The sequence below is a fragment of the Methanocaldococcus vulcanius M7 genome (assembly GCF_000024625.1).
In the GTDB taxonomy this organism is placed as follows: Archaea; AGJL01; Methanococci; order Methanococcales; family Methanocaldococcaceae; genus Methanocaldococcus; species Methanocaldococcus vulcanius.
In genome coordinates, this window is sequence record NC_013407.1 from 1670682 (window position 1) to 1687805 (window position 17124).

Below are 17124 nucleotides of genomic sequence, written 5' to 3' on the forward strand. Positions count from 1 at the left end.
CCAGATAAGGAGGTGTGTAAATGAAGATAATAAAAGAAATTCCTCAAAAGCAGACAATAAAACTCATGCCTGAAAATTTAGACGATCTTTGGGTTATCTACAACATAATAGAAGAAGGGGATAAAATATTTGCAATAACTGAAAGGAGAGTTCAAGATAAAGGGGATATGATAAGAGCAGATAGGGGAGCTAAGAAAAAAATGTTTTTGGGAATTGAGACAAAGAACGTTGAATTCGATGAAAACACAAAACGAGTTAGAATTCTTGGAACTATAATTAGCGGACCTGAGGATGTTCCTCTTGGAAGTCATCACACAATAGAGGTTAAGCCCTACGATGAAATCTCAATACAAAAGGAATGGAAAAAATGGCAAATAGAAAGAATAAAAGATGCAATTAATTCCTCAAAAAGACCAAAAGTTTTGGTTGTAATAATGGATGATGAAGAGGCAGAAATATTCGAAATCAGGGATTACAATATAAAAGAGATCTGCTCAATAAAATCCCACTCATCAAAAAAACTTGACTACAAGATAAATGAAGAGTTAAAAAAAGAGTATTATCATGAGATAGCGAAGGTTTTATCGGAGTATGATGTTGACAACATCCTTGTAGCAGGCCCTGGATTTGCAAAAAATAGTTTTTACAACTTTATTTCCTCTCAATACCCTGAGTTAAAAAGAAAAATAGTAGTTGAAAGTATTTCAACAACATCAAGAGCAGGAATGAATGAAGTTATTAAAAGGGGAATAATAAACAGAATCTATAAAGAATCAAGGGTTGCAAAAGAAACACAACTGATAGAAAAACTATTAGAAGAGATAGCAAAAAAAGGATTAGCTGTTTACGGAATTGATGAAGTAAAAAAAGCGTTAGAGTATTCTGCAATAGATACCTTACTGGTTTCGGATAGTTTTGTTCGGAATAGAGAAATTGAAGAAATAATAAGTCGTGTAGAGGAGATGGGTGGAAAAGTTGTAATCGTCTCATCAGAACACGATTCTGGAAAGCAATTAAAGGCATTAGGGGGAATAGCAGGGTTATTGAGATTTCCTATTGAATAAAACTTTAAGAAAGTTTCATCAAAATAAATATGAATTAAGGATTTTGCACTCTCTTTAACTCCTCTCTAAGTTTGAGATTTTGAATAAAATTAACAATATCTCCATGAGTTCTCTCTAAGATTCCCCTACAAATATCCTGTTTTCTCCTCAAATTATCAACTACGTGGTAATAATCAAAATTCATTAAAAACTCATAAATATCTTCCATAAATCTAAAAAATCTATCCACATTTTCTAAGTTATCATCTTTCATTGCTTCCAAAACCTCCCTCCTCAACTCTCCAACTACATCTGCTAAGCCCAATATGTAATTTTCCTTTCTAACAAATTCAACATCTTTGTATCTTGGAATTTTATTGTTAAATTTTATCTCATAAAGAGATAGTGCCTCTACAAACTCCTGCTGAGGTGTAGATAGATAATTGACAAATTCTGGGAAAGTTGCTAACGAATTCAAGTTTTTAATCTTTTCAGCGATTTTATTTAACTCTTCTTCAAACTCTCTGCCATCATTCTCCTTATGGATTCTCCTTATCAGCATTGCACAATCTCTCGTTATCTCCCTCGATAACTTTAACACCTCCTCTCTAACCTCATCTTTATTTGCAAGATAATCCACAAGATAACCTACATCTTCCACACTGATCACCAAAAATTTTATATACCTATTGTGTTGTATTTGATTATACACTCCTCCTTTTCTTTTTGATCATATTTAATTTTAAGTTTATATAATGCAAACCTGAAAAGCCCACATGGGCAATGACAGGTTTGCGGAATCGAGCAAACCCTATAATAATGCTAAATAATATCTAATATCTTATACCATAAATATCTTAATCAGTAAAAAACTAAAAAATCGAAAACACTTGAATTTTAAAGAACATCAAAATGTATTCGGGAGGTTAGATTATGGGATTGAGTATTAATAGACCAAGAAGAGGATCGTTAGCATTTAGTCCGAGAAAAAGAGCAAAAAGACCAGTTCCAAGAATTAGAAGCTGGCCAGATGAAGAGGCAGTAAGATTACAGGCATTTCCAGTTTATAAAGCAGGAATGAGCCATGCATTCATAAAAGAAGATAATCAAAAAAGTCCAAAAGCAGGGCAAGAAGTGTTTACTCCAATCACAATATTAGAAGCACCACCAATCAACGTATGTGCAATAAGGGTCTACGGAAGAAATGAAAGAAACTATTTAACAACATTAACAGAGGTCTGGGCAGACAACTTAGACAAGGAATTGGAAAGAAAAATAAATCTTCCAAAAAAAGAAGAAAGAAAGACAGTTGATGATTTAGAGGCAATAAAAGATAAAATAGAGGACGTTAGAGTTCTCGTCCATACAAATCCAAAACTAACTTGCTTGCCAAAGAAAAAACCAGAGATCTTGGAGATTAGAATTGGAGGAAAAGACATTGAGGAGAGATTAAACTACGCTAAAGAGATTTTAGGTAAGCAGTTAAACATTACAGATGTATTCCAAGAAGGAGAATTAGCAGACACAATTGGAATTACAAAAGGTAAGGGCTTCCAAGGGCAAGTTAAAAGATGGGGAGTTAAAATACAATTTGGAAAGCATGCAAGAAAAGGAGTAGGAAGACACGTTGGTTCTATTGGGCCATGGCAACCAAAGATGATCATGTGGACAGTTCCAATGCCAGGACAAATGGGTTATCATCAAAGAACAGAATACAACAAAAGAATATTAAAAATTGGGAACAATGGAGAAGAGATAACTCCAAAAGGTGGATTCCTACACTACGGAGTTATAAAAAACAACTATGTTGTATTAAAAGGTTCAGTTCAAGGGCCTGCAAAAAGATTAATTGTATTAAGAAGGGCTATAAGACCAGAAGAGCCATTGATAAAAGTTCCAGAAATAACATACATAAGCACAACATCAAAACAAGGAAAATAAGTAAGAAACCATGAAAAATAATAAATGATTAAAACACTTAAAATTAAAAGTAAAAAATAATGTAAAATAAGTAAAATAAAAATTAATAAAAATTAAAATCAGAAAAAACAGATGATTTAACGATATTCAATAATGGAGAGAGAAGGTGGATAGTAATGAAGGCAGTTGTTTATAACCTCAACGGAGAAGAAATAAAAGAAATCGACCTACCCTCAATATTTGAAGAAGAATACAGACCTGATTTAATAAAAAGAGCATTTTTATCTGCATTCACGGCAAGATTACAGCCAAAAGGATCTGACGTGTTAGCAGGTTTAAGGACAAGTGCCAAAAACATTGGTAAAGGGCATGGTAGAGCAAGAGTAGATAGAGTTCCACAAGGATGGGCTGCAAGAGTTCCTCAGGCAGTTGGTGGAAGAAGAGCTCACCCTCCAAAAGTTGAAAAGAAATTATGGGAAAGAGTAAATAAAAAAGAAAGAATTAAAGCAATAAAAAGTGCTATTGCAGCAACAGCGAATCCTGAATTAGTTAAAGAAAGAGGACATGTGTTTGAATCTGAAAATTTACCTATCGTTGTAGAGGACTCATTTGAAAATCTACAAAAAACAAAAGATGTATTTGCTGTCTTTGAAAAGTTGGGAATTGATAAAGATGTTATAAGGGCAAAGAATGGAATTAAAATTAGAGCTGGAAAAGGTAAAATGAGAGGAAGAAGATACAGAAAACCAAGAAGTGTTTTAGTTGTTGTTGGAGATAAATGCGAAGCAATTTTAGCTTCAAGAAACCTACCAGGAGTTGATGTTATAACCGCAAAGGACTTGGGAATAATACACTTAGCACCTGGAGGAGTTGCTGGACGATTAACTGTTTGGACAGAAAAAGCACTTGAAAAACTAAAAGAGAGATTTGAATAATTTCAATTTTCTAATCTTTGGTAAATCGAAAAATCGTAAAGATGGTAAACATCAATAAAAAAATAACCACTATAACACAACAATAAAAGAAAATATCGAAACAAGGGGATGAAAATGGACGCCTTTGATGTAATAAAAATGCCAGTGGTAACTGAAAAAACAGTTAAAATGATTGAAGAGGAAAATAAATTAGTATTCTATGTAGATAAAAAAGCCACAAAAGAGGATATAAAAAAAGCAATGAAAGAGTTGTTTGATGTGGAAGTTGAAAAAGTAAACACACTAATAACTCCAAAAGGAGAGAAGAAAGCATATGTTAAATTAAAACCAAAATACGATGCAACCAAAATTGCAGCAAGCTTAGGAATCTACTAAAATAGATAAACAGTGAAAATAGTCGAGAAAATATTAACTAAATATCAGGAGTTGTAAAAATTGAAATAAAACTAAAAATTGCAAATTTAACATTAATTAAATATAATAACTAAAAACACTCAACACATAAAAATTTACCTCAAGTGGTGGTGAAAATGGGAAAAAGATTGATCTCTCAAAGAAGAGGTAGAGGATCTTCAGTGTATGCTTGTCCTTCACACAAAAGAAGAGGGGAAGCAAGATACAGAAAATTTGACGAGTTAGAAAAAGGAGGAAAAGTTATTGGAAAAATCGTTGATATACTCCACGATCCTGGAAGAAGTGCTCCTGTTGCAAAAGTTGAGTATGAAACAGGAGAAGAAGGATTATTGGTTGTGCCAGAAGGAGTAAAAGTTGGAGATATTATTGAATGTGGTGTCTCTGCAGAGATAAAACCCGGAAACATTCTACCATTAGGATCAATTCCAGAGGGGATCCCTGTCTTTAACATAGAATCAATTCCAGGAGATGGAGGAAAATTAGTAAGAGCAGGGGGATGCTACGCTCATATCTTAACCCACGATGGAGAAAGAACCTACGTTAAACTACCTTCAGGACATATTAAAGCACTCCACTCCATGTGTAGAGCAACAATAGGTGTTGTCGCAGGAGGAGGTAGAAAGGAGAAACCATTAGTTAAGGCAGGAAAGAAATACTATGCAATGAAAGCAAAAGCAGTTAAATGGCCAAGAGTTAGAGGAGTTGCAATGAACGCTGTCGATCACCCATTCGGTGGAGGAAGACATCAACACACTGGAAAACCAACAACCGTTTCAAGGAAAAAAGTTCCACCAGGAAGAAAAGTTGGACATATATCTGCAAGAAGAACAGGAGTTAGAAAATAATTTAAATTTTATTTTTTTAAGGAAATAATAAATAAAAAAGAAACTTACTAAGGTGGATAATAATGGCATCTGTAAAAAGAAGAAGAATCAAAAAGAAAAAACAAGTAATTTCAAGAAAGATTGAATTTAAGTATAGAGGATACACGTTAGAGGAGTTGCAACAAATGCCTTTAAGAGAGTTTGCAAAGTTGTTGCCTGCAAGACAGAGAAGAACATTATTAAGAGGATTAACTCCACAACAGAAAAAATTGGCAATGAAAATCAAAAAAGCGAGAAGATTATTAAATAAAGGTAAAGAACCAAGAACCATAAGGACACATTGTAGGGACTTTGTTATAACTCCGGATATGGTTGGAATAACCTTTGGAATTTACAACGGAAAAGAGTTTGTAGAAGTGAAGATCTCTCCTGAGATGATTGGGCATTATTTAGGAGAGTTTGCGTTAACAAGAAAACCAGTTCAGCATGGAAGCCCAGGTATGGGAGCTACAAGAAGTTCAATGTTCGTTCCAATCAAATAATCCCGCAATTGTTTCTTTTTTATTTTTATTTTTTTATTTAATTGTCTATTGATATATGCGGATGAACTGTTGACTATTAAATTCGTCAATCCATTAAAATTTATTTAGATATTTTTTAAAAATATTGAAATACATTTGTTAATCAAAAACTATAAATATAAGTGTAAATATTTAATGCGTTAAAGCAGATAACCAAACTACAAAAACAAATTTGGAAGCAGAATTAAATAATTAAAAATAAAACTACATTATAAAAAATAAAAAACAGAGATTTTAGGTGAAAATAATGTTCGAAGCATGCGAATCCAAATTAGATATAATAAAAAATTTTATTCCCTCATGGTTTGCAGCAGTAATGGGAACAGGAATCTTAGCAATAGACAGCTTACTTTATTCAACCTATTTCCCAATATTGAAGAGTTTGGCATATTTACTATTTTATTTTAATATAGGAATGTTTTTTATATTTATAATTCCATGGACATTAAGATGGATAATGTTTCCAAAAAATGCATTTGCTGATTTAAAACATCCAATATTAAGTTCTTTCTATCCGACAGTTGCAGTTGCATGCCTTGTATTGGCCTCCGACTTTATAATGATTGGAAATAACATGTTTATCGGAGAGATCTTCTGGTGGTTAGGAGTTGTTGGAATGCTCATATTCAGCACAATAGTAACGTTTTACATGTTTAAATCTGAACACATAAAATTAGATCACGTAAATCCTGGGTGGTATATTCCTCCAGTAGGTTTACTCGTTATGGCAATCGCTGGCAGTTTATTAATGCCACACTCCTCAGGACTTCTCTACGAGTTAATCACTCTTGTAAACTACTATGGATTAGGATCTGGGTTGTTTGCATATTTAGCACTACTGGCGATAGTCATGTATAGGTTTATATTACACAACCCCCTTCCCTCTGCATTAGCCCCTACAATATGGATAAATCTCGGTCCAATAGGGGCAGGGATCATTGCAATAATAAATTTGGTTAACAACTCTCCGCTTGTCTCAGTTAAAAATCCCTTCTATATATTTTCATTTTTATTCTGGGGTTTTGGACTTTGGTGGACTATAATGGCAATTATAATGACAATCTACTATATAAAAAACCTAAAACTACCCTACGGAATGCCATGGTGGGCTTTTATCTTCCCTCTCGGAGCGTATGTTGCTTCATCTCATTTAATATTTAACTTATTTAAACTGAATATTGTAGATTATATTGGCTTTGCACTCTACTGGCTACTACTCTTCCTGTGGACGATAACTTTAATAAAAACAATAAACAAAGTTTATACGGGAGAGTTATTCAAAGGTTAACTGGTGATGAAAATGTGCAGAAAATATGAAAAGATCCTCTATCCAACAGATTTCTCTGAGACCGCTGAACTTGCCCTAAATCATGTAAAAGCATTTAAAAAACTTAAATCAGAAGAAGTTGTAATACTACACGTTATAGATGAAAGAGAAATAAAAAAGAAAGATATATTATCTTTACTTTTAGGTGTAGCTGGGCTAAATAAATCAGTTGAGGAATTTGAAAAGGAATTAAAAGATAAACTAATGAAAGAGGCAGAAAGTAAAATAGAACCAATTAAAAAAGAACTTGAAGAATTAGGTTTTAAAGTTAAAGATCTTATAGTTGTTGGCGTTCCACACAAAGAGATCGTAAAAGTGGCAGAAGAAGAGCAGGTAGATATTATAATAATGGGATCCCACGGTAAAACCAATCTAAAAGAAATACTCCTCGGCTCCGTTACAGAAAACGTGATTAAAAAATCAAAAAAACCTGTTTTAATAGTTAAAAGGAAAAAAGTTGAATAAAATAAAATTAGCCAATATTAGACCTAAATAATTATTTTTTAAGAAAAGGTGGGAGTTATGGACATCAACCTAATGAAAAAAACACCATTATACAGTGGAAAGGCAAAGTCAATTTACGAAATTGACGATGAAAAGGTATTAATAGAGTTTAGAGACGACATAACTGCTGGAAATGGAGCTAAGCATGATGTTAAAGAAGGAAAGGGGTATTTAAACGCTTTAATCTCCTCAAAATTATTCGAGGTTTTAGAAAACAACGGAATTAAAACCCATTACATAAAATACATAGAACCAAGATACATGATTGCTAAAAAAGTTGAGATAATCCCAATAGAAGTGATCGTGAGAAATATCGCAGCAGGAAGCTTATGCAAAAAATATCCCTTTAAAGAAGGGGAAGAACTACCCTTTCCAATTGTTCAATTTGATTATAAAAACGATGAATACGGAGATCCAATGTTAAATGATGATATTGCATTGGCTTTAAACTTAGCAACAAAAGAAGAATTAGAAGAAATCAAAAAAATTGCATTAAAGGTTAATGAAGCATTAAAAAAATACTTTGATGAAAAAGGGATTTTATTGGTGGATTTCAAAATTGAAATAGGAAGAGATAAAGATGGAAATCTCTTAGTGGCTGATGAAATAAGTCCCGACACTATGAGATTGTGGGATAAAGAAACAAGAGATGTATTGGATAAAGATGTATTTAGAAAGGATTTAGGGGATGTTATAGCAAAATATAAGGTAGTTGCTGAGAGATTGGGCTTATTAAATAGAGGGTAAAATATATAGCGTCTTATTAAAAAGAATTGGTGAGTTTTCATGTATAAGGCAACAGTTATAATAAAACTAAAAAAAGGTGTCTTAAATCCAGAAGGAAGAACAATAAACAGGGCATTAAACTTTTTAGGATTCAATAACGTTAAAGATGTCCAAACATACAAGATGATCGATATGATTATAGAAGGAGATAGCAAAGAAGAGATCGAGAAAGAAGTTGAAGAGATGTGCAAAAAGTTATTAGCAAACCCGGTTATTCACGATTATGAGATAAAAATTGAGAAGATTGAATAACTCTTTTTTAATTTTTTGTGAAATTCATGCCAAATAAACAAAATAGAAGATTAACAAGTTGTTATCTTAAATCATAAGTAGGTGTCCTTCATTTATATTATTATATTTATTAAAAAAATTTATACTATATCAAATTCGAATGACGTTGATAATCTTCAATCTATTGTCCAAAAATTGATATTTAAGGTTGAGATTATGAGAGTTATTGATGAAAACGATTTATTAAATAACTTTATATATTTTGTAATAAATGGAAATCATAAGGAACAGATTATTATTTTAAAGACCAGAGGATACAACAGAGAAGATAAAATTATCTATTTTTCTAAGAGTCCATTTAAAAGTTTAAAGATGTTCAAAACAAACAAAAACATGAATTTTATAAATCCAGACATAAACATTAACTCTAAAATCATATAAGTTAAAAGAAAAACATTAATTGAAAATGCAGAATTAATAATTTAAAAACTCACTTGAATCTAAATTTATAATAGGTAATTAAAGAATTGGAGAGCGGTGATTAAATGGAAAAAAAGAAACTTATTTTATTTGATTTCGATAGCACGTTGGTTAATAATGAAACAATAGATGAGATCGCAAAAGAAGCAGGAGTTGAAGAAGAGGTTAAAAAAATCACAAAAGAAGCGATGGAAGGAAAATTAAACTTTGAGCAGTCGTTAAAAAAGAGAGTAAACTTACTAAAAGATCTCCCAGTCGAAAAAGTAGAAAATGCTATGAAGAGGATAACGTTAACAGAAGGAGCCGAAGAGACCATTAAAGAGTTAAAAAATAGAGGATATATTGTTGCTGTTGTTAGCGGTGGATTTGATATTGCAGTTAATAGGATTAAAGAAAAATTGGGATTGGATTATGCTTTTGCAAATCGGCTAATAGTTAAAGATGGCAAACTAACAGGAGAAGTTGAAGGAGAGGTTTTAAAAGAAGATGCAAAAGGGGAGATATTGCAAAAAATAGCCGAAATTGAAGGAATAAAATTAGAAGATACTGTGGTTGTGGGAGATGGGGCTAATGATATAAGTATGTTTAAAAAAGCAGGTTTTAAAATAGCTTTTTGTGCTAAACCAGTATTAAAAGAAAAAGCAGATGTTTGTGTAGAAAAAAGGGATTTAAGGGAGATTTTAAAATATTTAAAAAGAGAGGAGGGATAACATGATTGAAAATGCCATAAAAAAAATAGTAGAGTTTAAAGATTTAGATAAAAAAGAAGCAGAAGAAGTTATGGAAGAAATCATGGGCGGGTATGCAAAACCCACACAAATTGCCTCACTATTAACTGCTTTAAGAATGAAAGGGGAAACAATAGACGAAATAACTGCTTTTGCCGAAGTTATGAGGAAACATTCAATAAAAATACATCCAAATGTTCCTAAGCTTTTAGATACCTGCGGAACCGGGGGAGATAACTTAAACACATTCAATATAAGCACTGCCACTGCCTTCGTCGTTTCAACCTACGTTCCAGTAGCAAAACATGGAAATAAAGCAGTTAGTAGTAAAAGTGGTAGTGCAGACGTTTTAGAAGCTCTGGGCGTTAACTTAAATGTATCTATTGAAAAAATAAAAAGATCCATTGAAGAATTAGGAATTGGATTTTTATTTGCCCCCCAATTTCATCCAGCAATGAAGTATGCAACACCCGTTAGGAGAGATTTAGGAATTAGAACTGTTTTTAATGTTTTAGGTCCTTTAACTAATCCCGCCAATGCCAATTATCAACTAATGGGCGTTTATGATGAAAAATTAACTGAAAAATTAGCAAATGTATTAAAAAATCTCGGATTAAAAGGAGCACTTGTAGTTCATGGGAGTGGAATGGACGAAATAACAACAATTGGAAAAACAAAAATCTCAGAAATGAAAAACGGAGAAATAAAAACATACTATATTGATCCAGAAGATTTCGGGATTAAAAAAGCTAAATTGGATGAAATTAAAGGAGGAAACTCCGAAGAAAACGCAAAGATAATTAGAGGAATATTCGAAGGAGAAGAAGTGGGTGCTAAGAGAGATATTGTCGTTTTAAATTCTGCCTTTGCCCTATATATTGCAGATGAAACCAAAAATGTAGAAGAAGGAATTAAATTAGCCGAAAAATCTATTGATAGCGGAAAAGCATTGAAAAAATTAGAAGATCTAATTGACTTTTATAGAGAGGGTTAACTATGGAAAAAGTAATCATAAATTCAATGAAAAAAGTATTTTCAGATGAGATAAGAGATATTGAAATAGAAATAAACAATATTCTCGAAAAATATGGAGTTAAAACAAAAAAAGAATTAAAAGAAAAAATTTCTAATGGAGAAATTGACAGAAAAGAAGCAGAAGAAGATTTAGAAAAAATAGAGCTCTTAGAAAAAAACCTTAATAGAATTATGGAATGTTTAAGAGAAATAAATGTAAAATCATTATAAATACTTCAATCATACCAGATTAAAACCTAACTGGTGATTTCATGGTTATTTTAGCAATAGGAGGTTATGATCCCACAGGTGGAGCTGGTATCTCTGCAGATATGAAAACAGCCCATACGTTAAATGTTTACTGCCCAACAATAACAACCTCAATAATTCCACAAAATAATAAAATGGTTTATGAAAAGTTCGATTTATCAGAAAATAATATCAAAAATCAGTTTAAAGCGGTCTTTGAGGAGTTTGATATTGAATATGTTAAAACGGGTGTTTTAACAACAACTGCCATCAACGTTTTATTAAAATACATTGACAAATATGAATTAAAAGTTATCTGCGATCCAGTTTTAGCATCAACAACAAAATTTCCATTCGCTAATAAAGAACTACTTGCAGAGTATATTAAGCTCTTTAACAAAAGCTTTTTGATAACCCCAAATCGACAGGAATATAATGAAATAATCAACTTTACCAAAAATAACAAATTAAAAATAAAAGACGATTTAAATATTCTAATTACAGGCATTAATGACATCTTATTAAAAAACTCAAAAATCATAAAAACATTTAAAGGATTCAGAATTAACAGAGAAGTTCATGGAACTGGATGCGTTTATTCAACAGCCATAACCGCGTTTCTTTCCAAAGGTAGAAATTTGGAAGAAGCCATTAAAGAAGCAAAAAAATTTACACTATCCTCAATCATCTACTCAAAAAAATCAAAACTTGGATATAACAGCAACCCCACATATATCAGTAAAGAAACAGTTATTAAAAATCTCAACTATGCATTATATCTTCTAAAACATATGAATTTCAACTTAATCCCAGAAGTAGGTAGTAATATTGCTGAATCTCTTCCAATTCCAAAAGATTTTAGAGATGTTGCGGGATTAACTGGAAGAATAATAAAAAATAAACTTGGAGGTTTTTATATCGTTGGAGATGTAGAGTTTGGAGCTTCTGAGCATATTGCAAAGATAATTTTATCTGCAAGTAAATTTAACCCAGAAATAAGATCTTGTATGAACATAAAATATGATGAGGAGTTAATAAAAATATTACAAGATAAATTTACCGTATCTTCATTTGACCGAAAAGATGAACCGCCAGATGTTTCAACTATGGAATGGGGAACAACACTTGCCTGTGAAAAGTTTGGAGGAGTTCCAGACCTTATTTATGATAAAGGAGGAGAAGGAAAAGAGCCGATGATTAGAGTTTTAGGTAGAGATGCAGTTGAAGTTATTAAAAAAGTTGAAGTTATTCAAAAGATCTATAATTCTTTAAGATAACACTTAAAAAACGTTAATTAAAAAATTTATGGGTTAATTGATTTAAACGTGCTGATTTTAACATTATAACTTATCATAGTCATTATTCAAAATTACAAAAATAAAATGGTGGACTGGGCGGGATTTGAACCCGCGGCCTCCGCACAGCCAATGCGGCGCTCTCCCATGCTGAGCTACCAGCCCATAAAAATCACAGTTGTTAATATTAATCCCTAATATATAAAATTTTCTATTTTCAGAGACATATTTAAATTTGTAGATTAAGATGAAGGTATTTAAAGAAATCCTGCAATTTTTAAAATTAAAGTAAACAACATAAAAATAAAATAAAAATAAAAAGTAAAAAATTAAAAGAATAAAACAGAAGGGGAAAAAATGGACGTTAAAGAGAAGATAATCAAAGCATTGAAAGATACAATTAAAGGAGATATTGGAGAAGAGATAAGTATAAAATTAGAAAAACCTCCAAATACAGAGTTAGGAGATTACTCGGTAAATATTTGCTTCAAATTAGCAAAACTGCTGAAAAAAAGCCCGAAGATGATCGCAGAGGATATTGTTAAGAAACTAAAAGAAAAAAATATAGAAGGAATTAAAGAAATTAAAGCGATTAATGGTTATATAAACTTTTATATAGACAACAATGCTTTTGCTAAATACCTAACTGAAAAAATTTGCGAAGAAAAAAGCAACTATGGAAGAGGGCATAAAAAAAGCGTGAAAATCATATTAGAGCATACATCAGCAAATCCTAACGGTCCTTTACATATTGGTCATTTGAGAAATGCGATTATTGGAGATTGCTTAAAAAGAATTTTAGAATTTTACGGTTATGATGTTGAAACCCACTACTACGTAAATGATATGGGAAGACAGATGGCATTAGTTGTTTATGGAATTGAATTATTCGGCTTAGACAGAAACAAAAAGAAAGATCATGCGATAGCTGAAACATATATTAAAGTAAACAAATACTTAGAAGAAAACCCAGAAGAGGAAGAAAAGATTTTAGAATTAATGAGAAAATATGAAGATGCATTAGAAAAAAACAAAGACACTGAAATAACTAAAAAATTTGAGTTTGCTGTTAATTACGCCTTAGATGGGATAAAAGAAACATTAAATAATCTAAACATTAAGCATGATACCTTTGTTTGGGAAAGTTCCTATGTAAGAAACGGATTAGTTAAAGAAGTTATAAAAAAATTAATGGAGACAGGAAAGATAATCAAAGAAGAAACCTATATGCTTGATCTCTCTGATTTTGGCATTGAAAAGAAGATGGTTTTAGCGAGAGCCAATGGAACAAGCTTGTATTCAACAAGAGATATTGCCTACCATTTAGATAAATTATCAAAATGCGATATAGGAATAGATGTCTTAGGAGCAGATCATAAATTAACAGCAGAAATGGTTAAAGCTGCCTTAAAATTGCTCGGAAGTAAAGTGCCAGAAATAATATTTTATGAATTTATCTCTCTTCCAGAGGGCTCAATGAGCACAAGAAGAGGAAGATTCATAAGTGCTGATGAGTTGTTGGAGGAAGCGATAAAAAGAGCCAAAGAAGAATGCAATAAAAGAGATGTTGAAGAAAATATTGCCTACGATATTGGTTTAGGAGCTGTGAGATACAATATAGCAAGAATTTCACCAGAAAAACCAATGGTATTTAAATGGGAAGAGGCATTGGATTTTGAAAAAGTTGGATGTCCGTTTATACAGTATGCTCATGCAAGATGTTGCAGTATCTTAAAAGAGGCAGAAAATAAAGGAATTGAAGATGAAGCGATATTCAATTATGAATTAACAAAGGAAGAAAAAGAGTTAATTAAAAAATTAGATGAATTTAAAGACATAATTAAGGAGAGTGCTGAAAATAGGAAAGTGCATATATTAGCCAACTACCTATTAGAGCTTGCTAAGATATTTAATAGATTCTACGCAAACTGTCCGATTCTATTGGAAAAAGTTAATGATGATGTTAAAAAATCAAGATTAAAGTTAGTCAAAAGCACTAAAATAGTTTTAGAGATTGGCTTGGGCTTGTTGGGAATAAATTGTCCAGGAAGGATGTGAATTATTAATTTTAAAATTAATTTTTATTTGGTGATTATTATGAAAAATGAAAATTATGAATTATTAACCATCAAAGTTAAGGATTTTGGCGTAATTAAAGAAGGAGAGGTTAAATTAAAACCTCTAACCATATTTTTTGGAAAGAATAACACTGGAAAGACATATATGGGATATTTGATTTGGGGGATTTTTGAAAATTTCGCATACCCCAGTTTCCTTAAATTTAAAATAATTGATAACAGCAATAATTTGAATCATGTTATATCAAAATTAAAATCAATAATAGCTAATCAAACGTCTGGAGAAATTCATTTTGATAAAATTAAATTATGTATGGAAAAAAATTACATTAAAAGGGTCTTTAATTATGGGGAAATAGATTTTAGAGAATTGGAGATTACTTTAAATAAAAAATTTAAGTATGAGATTATAACAAAATATTTTGGAATTATAGATGAAAAATATATTGATAAAATATTAATTGATTTCCTAAAAGAAGAGGATGTAAATGATAAAAAAACAAATAAATTATGTGTTGGTATTTTTGAAAATCCACCATGGACTGCATCTTTTAGACCCGTAGAGGGAAATATAGTAGTAGGTATAAAAAATAATATAATAAAAAGACAAAGAGAATTAGGGAAAATATTAAAAGATATGATAATGCTAGATGTATTTGAAATCTTATTAGAAAATACTGTTAAAAATGTTATATATCTTCCAGCATCAAAAAGTGGTCTTATTTTGTCTTCAGGTTTGTTTATAGACAAAGTCTTTGATAGTTCCACCATATTCAGAATATATGGCGAATCAGAAGCTTCAGAAGAAGAAAAATTAGAATTTCCAGAACCAGTAAAAGATTTTATGAGAATTTATCTCAAACCAAGCATTTACAATCTAGATATTAATCAAGAATATCAAGATATTGCATTATTATTTGAAAATAACATTATAAAAGGAAAATTGATTTATGATAAAGATGCAAATAAGCTTAGCTATATCACAAAAAATGGAAAACCAATTCCATTTCATTGTGCATCTTCATCAGTAGTTGAGACGATTCCTTTATTAAAGTTATTAAAATATTCAAAACTTATTAAAAAAGGCACACTCCTAATCATTGAAGAGCCAGAAGCTCATCTCCATCCAGATGCACAGAGAATTTTTGCAAGGGCAATAGTTAAACTAATTAACAAAGGAGTTTATGTTTTATTAATAACACACAGTCCAGACATATTACAACAGATAAACAATAACATAAAACTCTACTATTTAGAAAAAATGGGCAAAAATAAAGAATTAGAAACGTTCTTAAAAAAGTATAATTATGGAGAGAATGAGATTTTAAATCCAGAAAAAGTAGCACCGTATTTATTTGTTGATGAGGGGGACGGGGTTAAGATAAAGGAGCTGGAAATAATTGAAGGAGAAGGGATATCTTATGAAGCATTCTACCAAACATTATATGAGTTGCATACTGAAACAGAGGAGTTGAGAGACTTAATTGAGGGGGAAGATGGAGATATTGAAGAATGAAATAGTGAAAATATTTAGAGACGATTTAATATATAAACCTCAAAGAGCAGAAATCGAAATAAATGATAGTTATATAATAGCTAAAATTAAAGAAAATGACCATAATGCATATTTTAAAGAATTAAAAATTATATTTTCAAGGAATATTGAAATTTTGCCCTTAATAATCGACAAAGATAAATATTACACTGTCTTTAAAATAAATGGAAATAAAAAATGCGAATGTGCAATTTTGGTAAAAGAAGATGATGACTATTTTTTACTTCTTGTGGAAATGAAATCTACCCTTAGAAATCTTAGGGCTAAAAATTTAAAAAAGATTAAGGAAAAATTTAAATGTTCTCTTTATGTATCTTTAATTATACTAAAAATATTTAACATAATTCCAAAGGAATTTTATGGATTAGTCCCATATCCTAAAAAAGAAACAATATCTCCACAAACCTTTAGAATGGCAAATATGGGTGATAAGGAGAGTAGAGAATTTTTAAAAGAATGGGAGTCTTCAAAATTAGAATTTGAATGGATATATAACAGTAAAATAATTGTATATAAAAAAGAATTTGATAAGGATACTGTAGCTTGGGAAGAAATAAAACTGGTGTGAAACCATGAAGGTTTTAGTTATCGATAATATCGACTCCTTTGTTTGGAATTTAGTCCAATATGTAGGAACTTTGGGGTATAAAGTTAAGTTAGTAGATAATAAGATCACATTGGAAGAGGTTAAAAAAATAGATCCTGATAGAATAATTATAAGTCCCGGGCCAAAAACCCCAAAAGAGGCAGGAAATTGCATAAAGATTATTCAGGAGATAGATATTCCTATATTGGGTGTTTGTTTAGGTCATCAGTGTATTGTCGAGGCATTTGGCGGAGAGGTTGGAAGAGCAGAGAGGGTTATGCATGGAAAAGCAAGTTTAATTGAACATGATGGTAAGGGGATCTTTAAGGATCTTCCAAATCAATTTTATGGTGGGAGGTATCATTCTTTAATAGCTAAAGAAGTTCCAAAAGAACTTAAAATAACTGCTAAGAGTTTAGACGATAATTATATTATGGGGGTTAGACATAAAAAACTACCAATTGAAGGAGTGCAATTCCATCCGGAGAGTATCTTAACGGAATCAAATAACTTAAAATTTCCACATTTGGGCTTAAAACTAATTAAAAATTTCGTTGAGAATGAGTATTAAAAA

The 17124-nt window shown here is 31.1% G+C and carries 20 protein-coding genes and 1 tRNA gene; 19 read left to right on the top strand and 2 right to left on the bottom strand.

What is annotated here, in order from left to right; all coding sequences use genetic code 11:
- Positions 1–20: 20 nt before the first annotated feature.
- Positions 21–1064: an mRNA surveillance protein pelota gene (locus METVU_RS08265; protein WP_015733737.1), complete on the top strand. Its 1044-nt coding sequence runs from the start codon at positions 21–23 to the stop codon at positions 1062–1064.
- Positions 1065–1098: 34 nt separating this feature from the next.
- Here the strand turns inward: METVU_RS08265 and METVU_RS08270 are convergent, their stop codons facing one another.
- Complete coding sequence (locus tag METVU_RS08270; protein WP_394296113.1) at positions 1099–1713, bottom strand: translin family protein; 615 nt, start codon at positions 1711–1713, stop codon at positions 1099–1101.
- A gap of 263 nt (positions 1714–1976) precedes the next feature.
- Here METVU_RS08270 and METVU_RS08275 point away from each other — a divergent pair, with 263 nt between their 5' ends.
- The 14 genes from METVU_RS08275 to METVU_RS08340 all read left to right on the top strand — a co-directional run bounded on the left by METVU_RS08275 (position 1977) and on the right by METVU_RS08340 (position 12313).
- Positions 1977–2984, top strand: a complete 1008-nt coding sequence (locus METVU_RS08275) for a 50S ribosomal protein L3 (protein ID WP_015733739.1) — start codon at positions 1977–1979, stop codon at positions 2982–2984.
- Between the two features lie 155 nt (positions 2985–3139).
- The gene (rpl4p, locus tag METVU_RS08280; protein ID WP_015733740.1) at positions 3140–3898 is read left to right on the top strand and encodes a 50S ribosomal protein L4; all 759 of its coding nucleotides are present in this window, start codon (positions 3140–3142) and stop codon (positions 3896–3898) included.
- A 114-nt stretch (positions 3899–4012) separates the two neighbouring features.
- The gene (locus METVU_RS08285; RefSeq protein WP_015733741.1) at positions 4013–4273 is read left to right on the top strand and encodes a 50S ribosomal protein L23; all 261 of its coding nucleotides are present in this window, start codon (positions 4013–4015) and stop codon (positions 4271–4273) included.
- A 155-nt stretch (positions 4274–4428) separates the two neighbouring features.
- Entirely contained in the window at positions 4429–5157 is a 729-nt protein-coding gene (locus METVU_RS08290; protein WP_015733742.1) for a 50S ribosomal protein L2, read from the top strand.
- Positions 5158–5219: 62 nt separating this feature from the next.
- Entirely contained in the window at positions 5220–5678 is a 459-nt protein-coding gene (gene rpsS, locus METVU_RS08295) for a 30S ribosomal protein S19 (protein ID WP_015733743.1), read from the top strand.
- Positions 5679–5964: 286 nt separating this feature from the next.
- Positions 5965–7005 carry a TDT family transporter gene (gene tdt, locus METVU_RS08300; protein WP_015733744.1) on the top strand — a complete coding sequence of 347 codons (1041 nt, stop codon included), beginning with the start codon at positions 5965–5967 and terminating at the stop codon, positions 7003–7005.
- A gap of 12 nt (positions 7006–7017) precedes the next feature.
- Positions 7018–7509 carry a universal stress protein gene (locus METVU_RS08305; RefSeq protein WP_048196954.1) on the top strand — a complete coding sequence of 164 codons (492 nt, stop codon included), beginning with the start codon at positions 7018–7020 and terminating at the stop codon, positions 7507–7509.
- Between the two features lie 57 nt (positions 7510–7566).
- Positions 7567–8295 (top strand): phosphoribosylaminoimidazolesuccinocarboxamide synthase, encoded by a 729-nt coding sequence (gene purC, locus METVU_RS08310; protein ID WP_015733746.1) that lies wholly within the window; start codon positions 7567–7569, stop codon positions 8293–8295.
- A gap of 39 nt (positions 8296–8334) precedes the next feature.
- On the top strand, positions 8335–8586 hold the full coding sequence (purS, locus tag METVU_RS08315; protein WP_015733747.1) for a phosphoribosylformylglycinamidine synthase subunit PurS: 252 nt from the start codon (positions 8335–8337) through the stop codon (positions 8584–8586).
- A 195-nt stretch (positions 8587–8781) separates the two neighbouring features.
- Positions 8782–9006, top strand: a complete 225-nt coding sequence (locus tag METVU_RS08320) for a hypothetical protein (RefSeq protein ID WP_015733748.1) — start codon at positions 8782–8784, stop codon at positions 9004–9006.
- A gap of 104 nt (positions 9007–9110) precedes the next feature.
- On the top strand, positions 9111–9755 hold the full coding sequence (serB, locus tag METVU_RS08325) for a phosphoserine phosphatase SerB (protein WP_015733749.1): 645 nt from the start codon (positions 9111–9113) through the stop codon (positions 9753–9755).
- A 1-nt stretch (position 9756) separates the two neighbouring features.
- A complete protein-coding gene (gene trpD / locus METVU_RS08330) occupies positions 9757–10767 on the top strand; it encodes an anthranilate phosphoribosyltransferase (RefSeq protein ID WP_015733750.1) in 1011 nt (336 codons plus the stop codon).
- A 2-nt stretch (positions 10768–10769) separates the two neighbouring features.
- Complete coding sequence (locus METVU_RS08335) at positions 10770–11018, top strand: hypothetical protein (protein WP_015733751.1); 249 nt, start codon at positions 10770–10772, stop codon at positions 11016–11018.
- Positions 11019–11059: 41 nt separating this feature from the next.
- The gene (locus METVU_RS08340) at positions 11060–12313 is read left to right on the top strand and encodes a thiamine-phosphate synthase family protein (protein WP_015733752.1); all 1254 of its coding nucleotides are present in this window, start codon (positions 11060–11062) and stop codon (positions 12311–12313) included.
- A gap of 106 nt (positions 12314–12419) precedes the next feature.
- Here METVU_RS08340 and METVU_RS08345 read toward each other — a convergent pair.
- Positions 12420–12496, bottom strand: a tRNA-Ala gene (locus tag METVU_RS08345).
- Positions 12497–12688: 192 nt separating this feature from the next.
- Between METVU_RS08345 and argS the strand changes: the two genes are divergently transcribed.
- Genes argS through METVU_RS08365 form a run of 4 tightly spaced genes read left to right on the top strand, consistent with a single transcriptional unit; the run spans position 12689 to position 17121 of the window.
- A complete protein-coding gene (gene argS, locus METVU_RS08350) occupies positions 12689–14389 on the top strand; it encodes an arginine--tRNA ligase (RefSeq protein ID WP_015733753.1) in 1701 nt (566 codons plus the stop codon).
- A 39-nt stretch (positions 14390–14428) separates the two neighbouring features.
- Positions 14429–15925: an AAA family ATPase gene (locus METVU_RS08355; protein ID WP_015733754.1), complete on the top strand. Its 1497-nt coding sequence runs from the start codon at positions 14429–14431 to the stop codon at positions 15923–15925.
- Complete coding sequence (locus METVU_RS08360) at positions 15906–16532, top strand: hypothetical protein (protein WP_015733755.1); 627 nt, start codon at positions 15906–15908, stop codon at positions 16530–16532. The genes METVU_RS08355 and METVU_RS08360 overlap by 20 nt, the downstream gene beginning before the upstream one ends.
- Before the next feature lie 4 nt (positions 16533–16536).
- On the top strand, positions 16537–17121 hold the full coding sequence (locus tag METVU_RS08365) for an anthranilate synthase component II (protein WP_015733756.1): 585 nt from the start codon (positions 16537–16539) through the stop codon (positions 17119–17121).
- Positions 17122–17124: the final 3 nt, after the last annotated feature.

What these genes read in the sequence shown, in the direction of transcription:
- trpD (WP_015733750.1), top strand. Translation starts at nt 9,757, where the DNA reads ATGATTGAAAATGCCATAAAAAAAATAGTAGAGTTTAAAGATTTAGAT.
- METVU_RS08305 (WP_048196954.1), top strand. Translation starts at nt 7,018, where the DNA reads ATGTGCAGAAAATATGAAAAGATCCTCTATCCAACAGATTTCTCTGAG.
- serB (WP_015733749.1), top strand. Translation starts at nt 9,111, where the DNA reads ATGGAAAAAAAGAAACTTATTTTATTTGATTTCGATAGCACGTTGGTT.
- METVU_RS08320 (WP_015733748.1), top strand. Translation starts at nt 8,782, where the DNA reads ATGAGAGTTATTGATGAAAACGATTTATTAAATAACTTTATATATTTT.
- METVU_RS08335 (WP_015733751.1), top strand. Translation starts at nt 10,770, where the DNA reads ATGGAAAAAGTAATCATAAATTCAATGAAAAAAGTATTTTCAGATGAG.
- METVU_RS08290 (WP_015733742.1), top strand. Translation starts at nt 4,429, where the DNA reads ATGGGAAAAAGATTGATCTCTCAAAGAAGAGGTAGAGGATCTTCAGTG.
- purC (WP_015733746.1), top strand. Translation starts at nt 7,567, where the DNA reads ATGGACATCAACCTAATGAAAAAAACACCATTATACAGTGGAAAGGCA.
- METVU_RS08355 (WP_015733754.1), top strand. Translation starts at nt 14,429, where the DNA reads ATGAAAAATGAAAATTATGAATTATTAACCATCAAAGTTAAGGATTTT.
- rpsS (WP_015733743.1), top strand. Translation starts at nt 5,220, where the DNA reads ATGGCATCTGTAAAAAGAAGAAGAATCAAAAAGAAAAAACAAGTAATT.
- METVU_RS08340 (WP_015733752.1), top strand. Translation starts at nt 11,060, where the DNA reads ATGGTTATTTTAGCAATAGGAGGTTATGATCCCACAGGTGGAGCTGGT.
- METVU_RS08265 (WP_015733737.1), top strand. Translation starts at nt 21, where the DNA reads ATGAAGATAATAAAAGAAATTCCTCAAAAGCAGACAATAAAACTCATG.
- METVU_RS08360 (WP_015733755.1), top strand. Translation starts at nt 15,906, where the DNA reads ATGGAGATATTGAAGAATGAAATAGTGAAAATATTTAGAGACGATTTA.
- tdt (WP_015733744.1), top strand. Translation starts at nt 5,965, where the DNA reads ATGTTCGAAGCATGCGAATCCAAATTAGATATAATAAAAAATTTTATT.
- METVU_RS08285 (WP_015733741.1), top strand. Translation starts at nt 4,013, where the DNA reads ATGGACGCCTTTGATGTAATAAAAATGCCAGTGGTAACTGAAAAAACA.
- METVU_RS08275 (WP_015733739.1), top strand. Translation starts at nt 1,977, where the DNA reads ATGGGATTGAGTATTAATAGACCAAGAAGAGGATCGTTAGCATTTAGT.
- rpl4p (WP_015733740.1), top strand. Translation starts at nt 3,140, where the DNA reads ATGAAGGCAGTTGTTTATAACCTCAACGGAGAAGAAATAAAAGAAATC.
- purS (WP_015733747.1), top strand. Translation starts at nt 8,335, where the DNA reads ATGTATAAGGCAACAGTTATAATAAAACTAAAAAAAGGTGTCTTAAAT.
- argS (WP_015733753.1), top strand. Translation starts at nt 12,689, where the DNA reads ATGGACGTTAAAGAGAAGATAATCAAAGCATTGAAAGATACAATTAAA.
- METVU_RS08365 (WP_015733756.1), top strand. Translation starts at nt 16,537, where the DNA reads ATGAAGGTTTTAGTTATCGATAATATCGACTCCTTTGTTTGGAATTTA.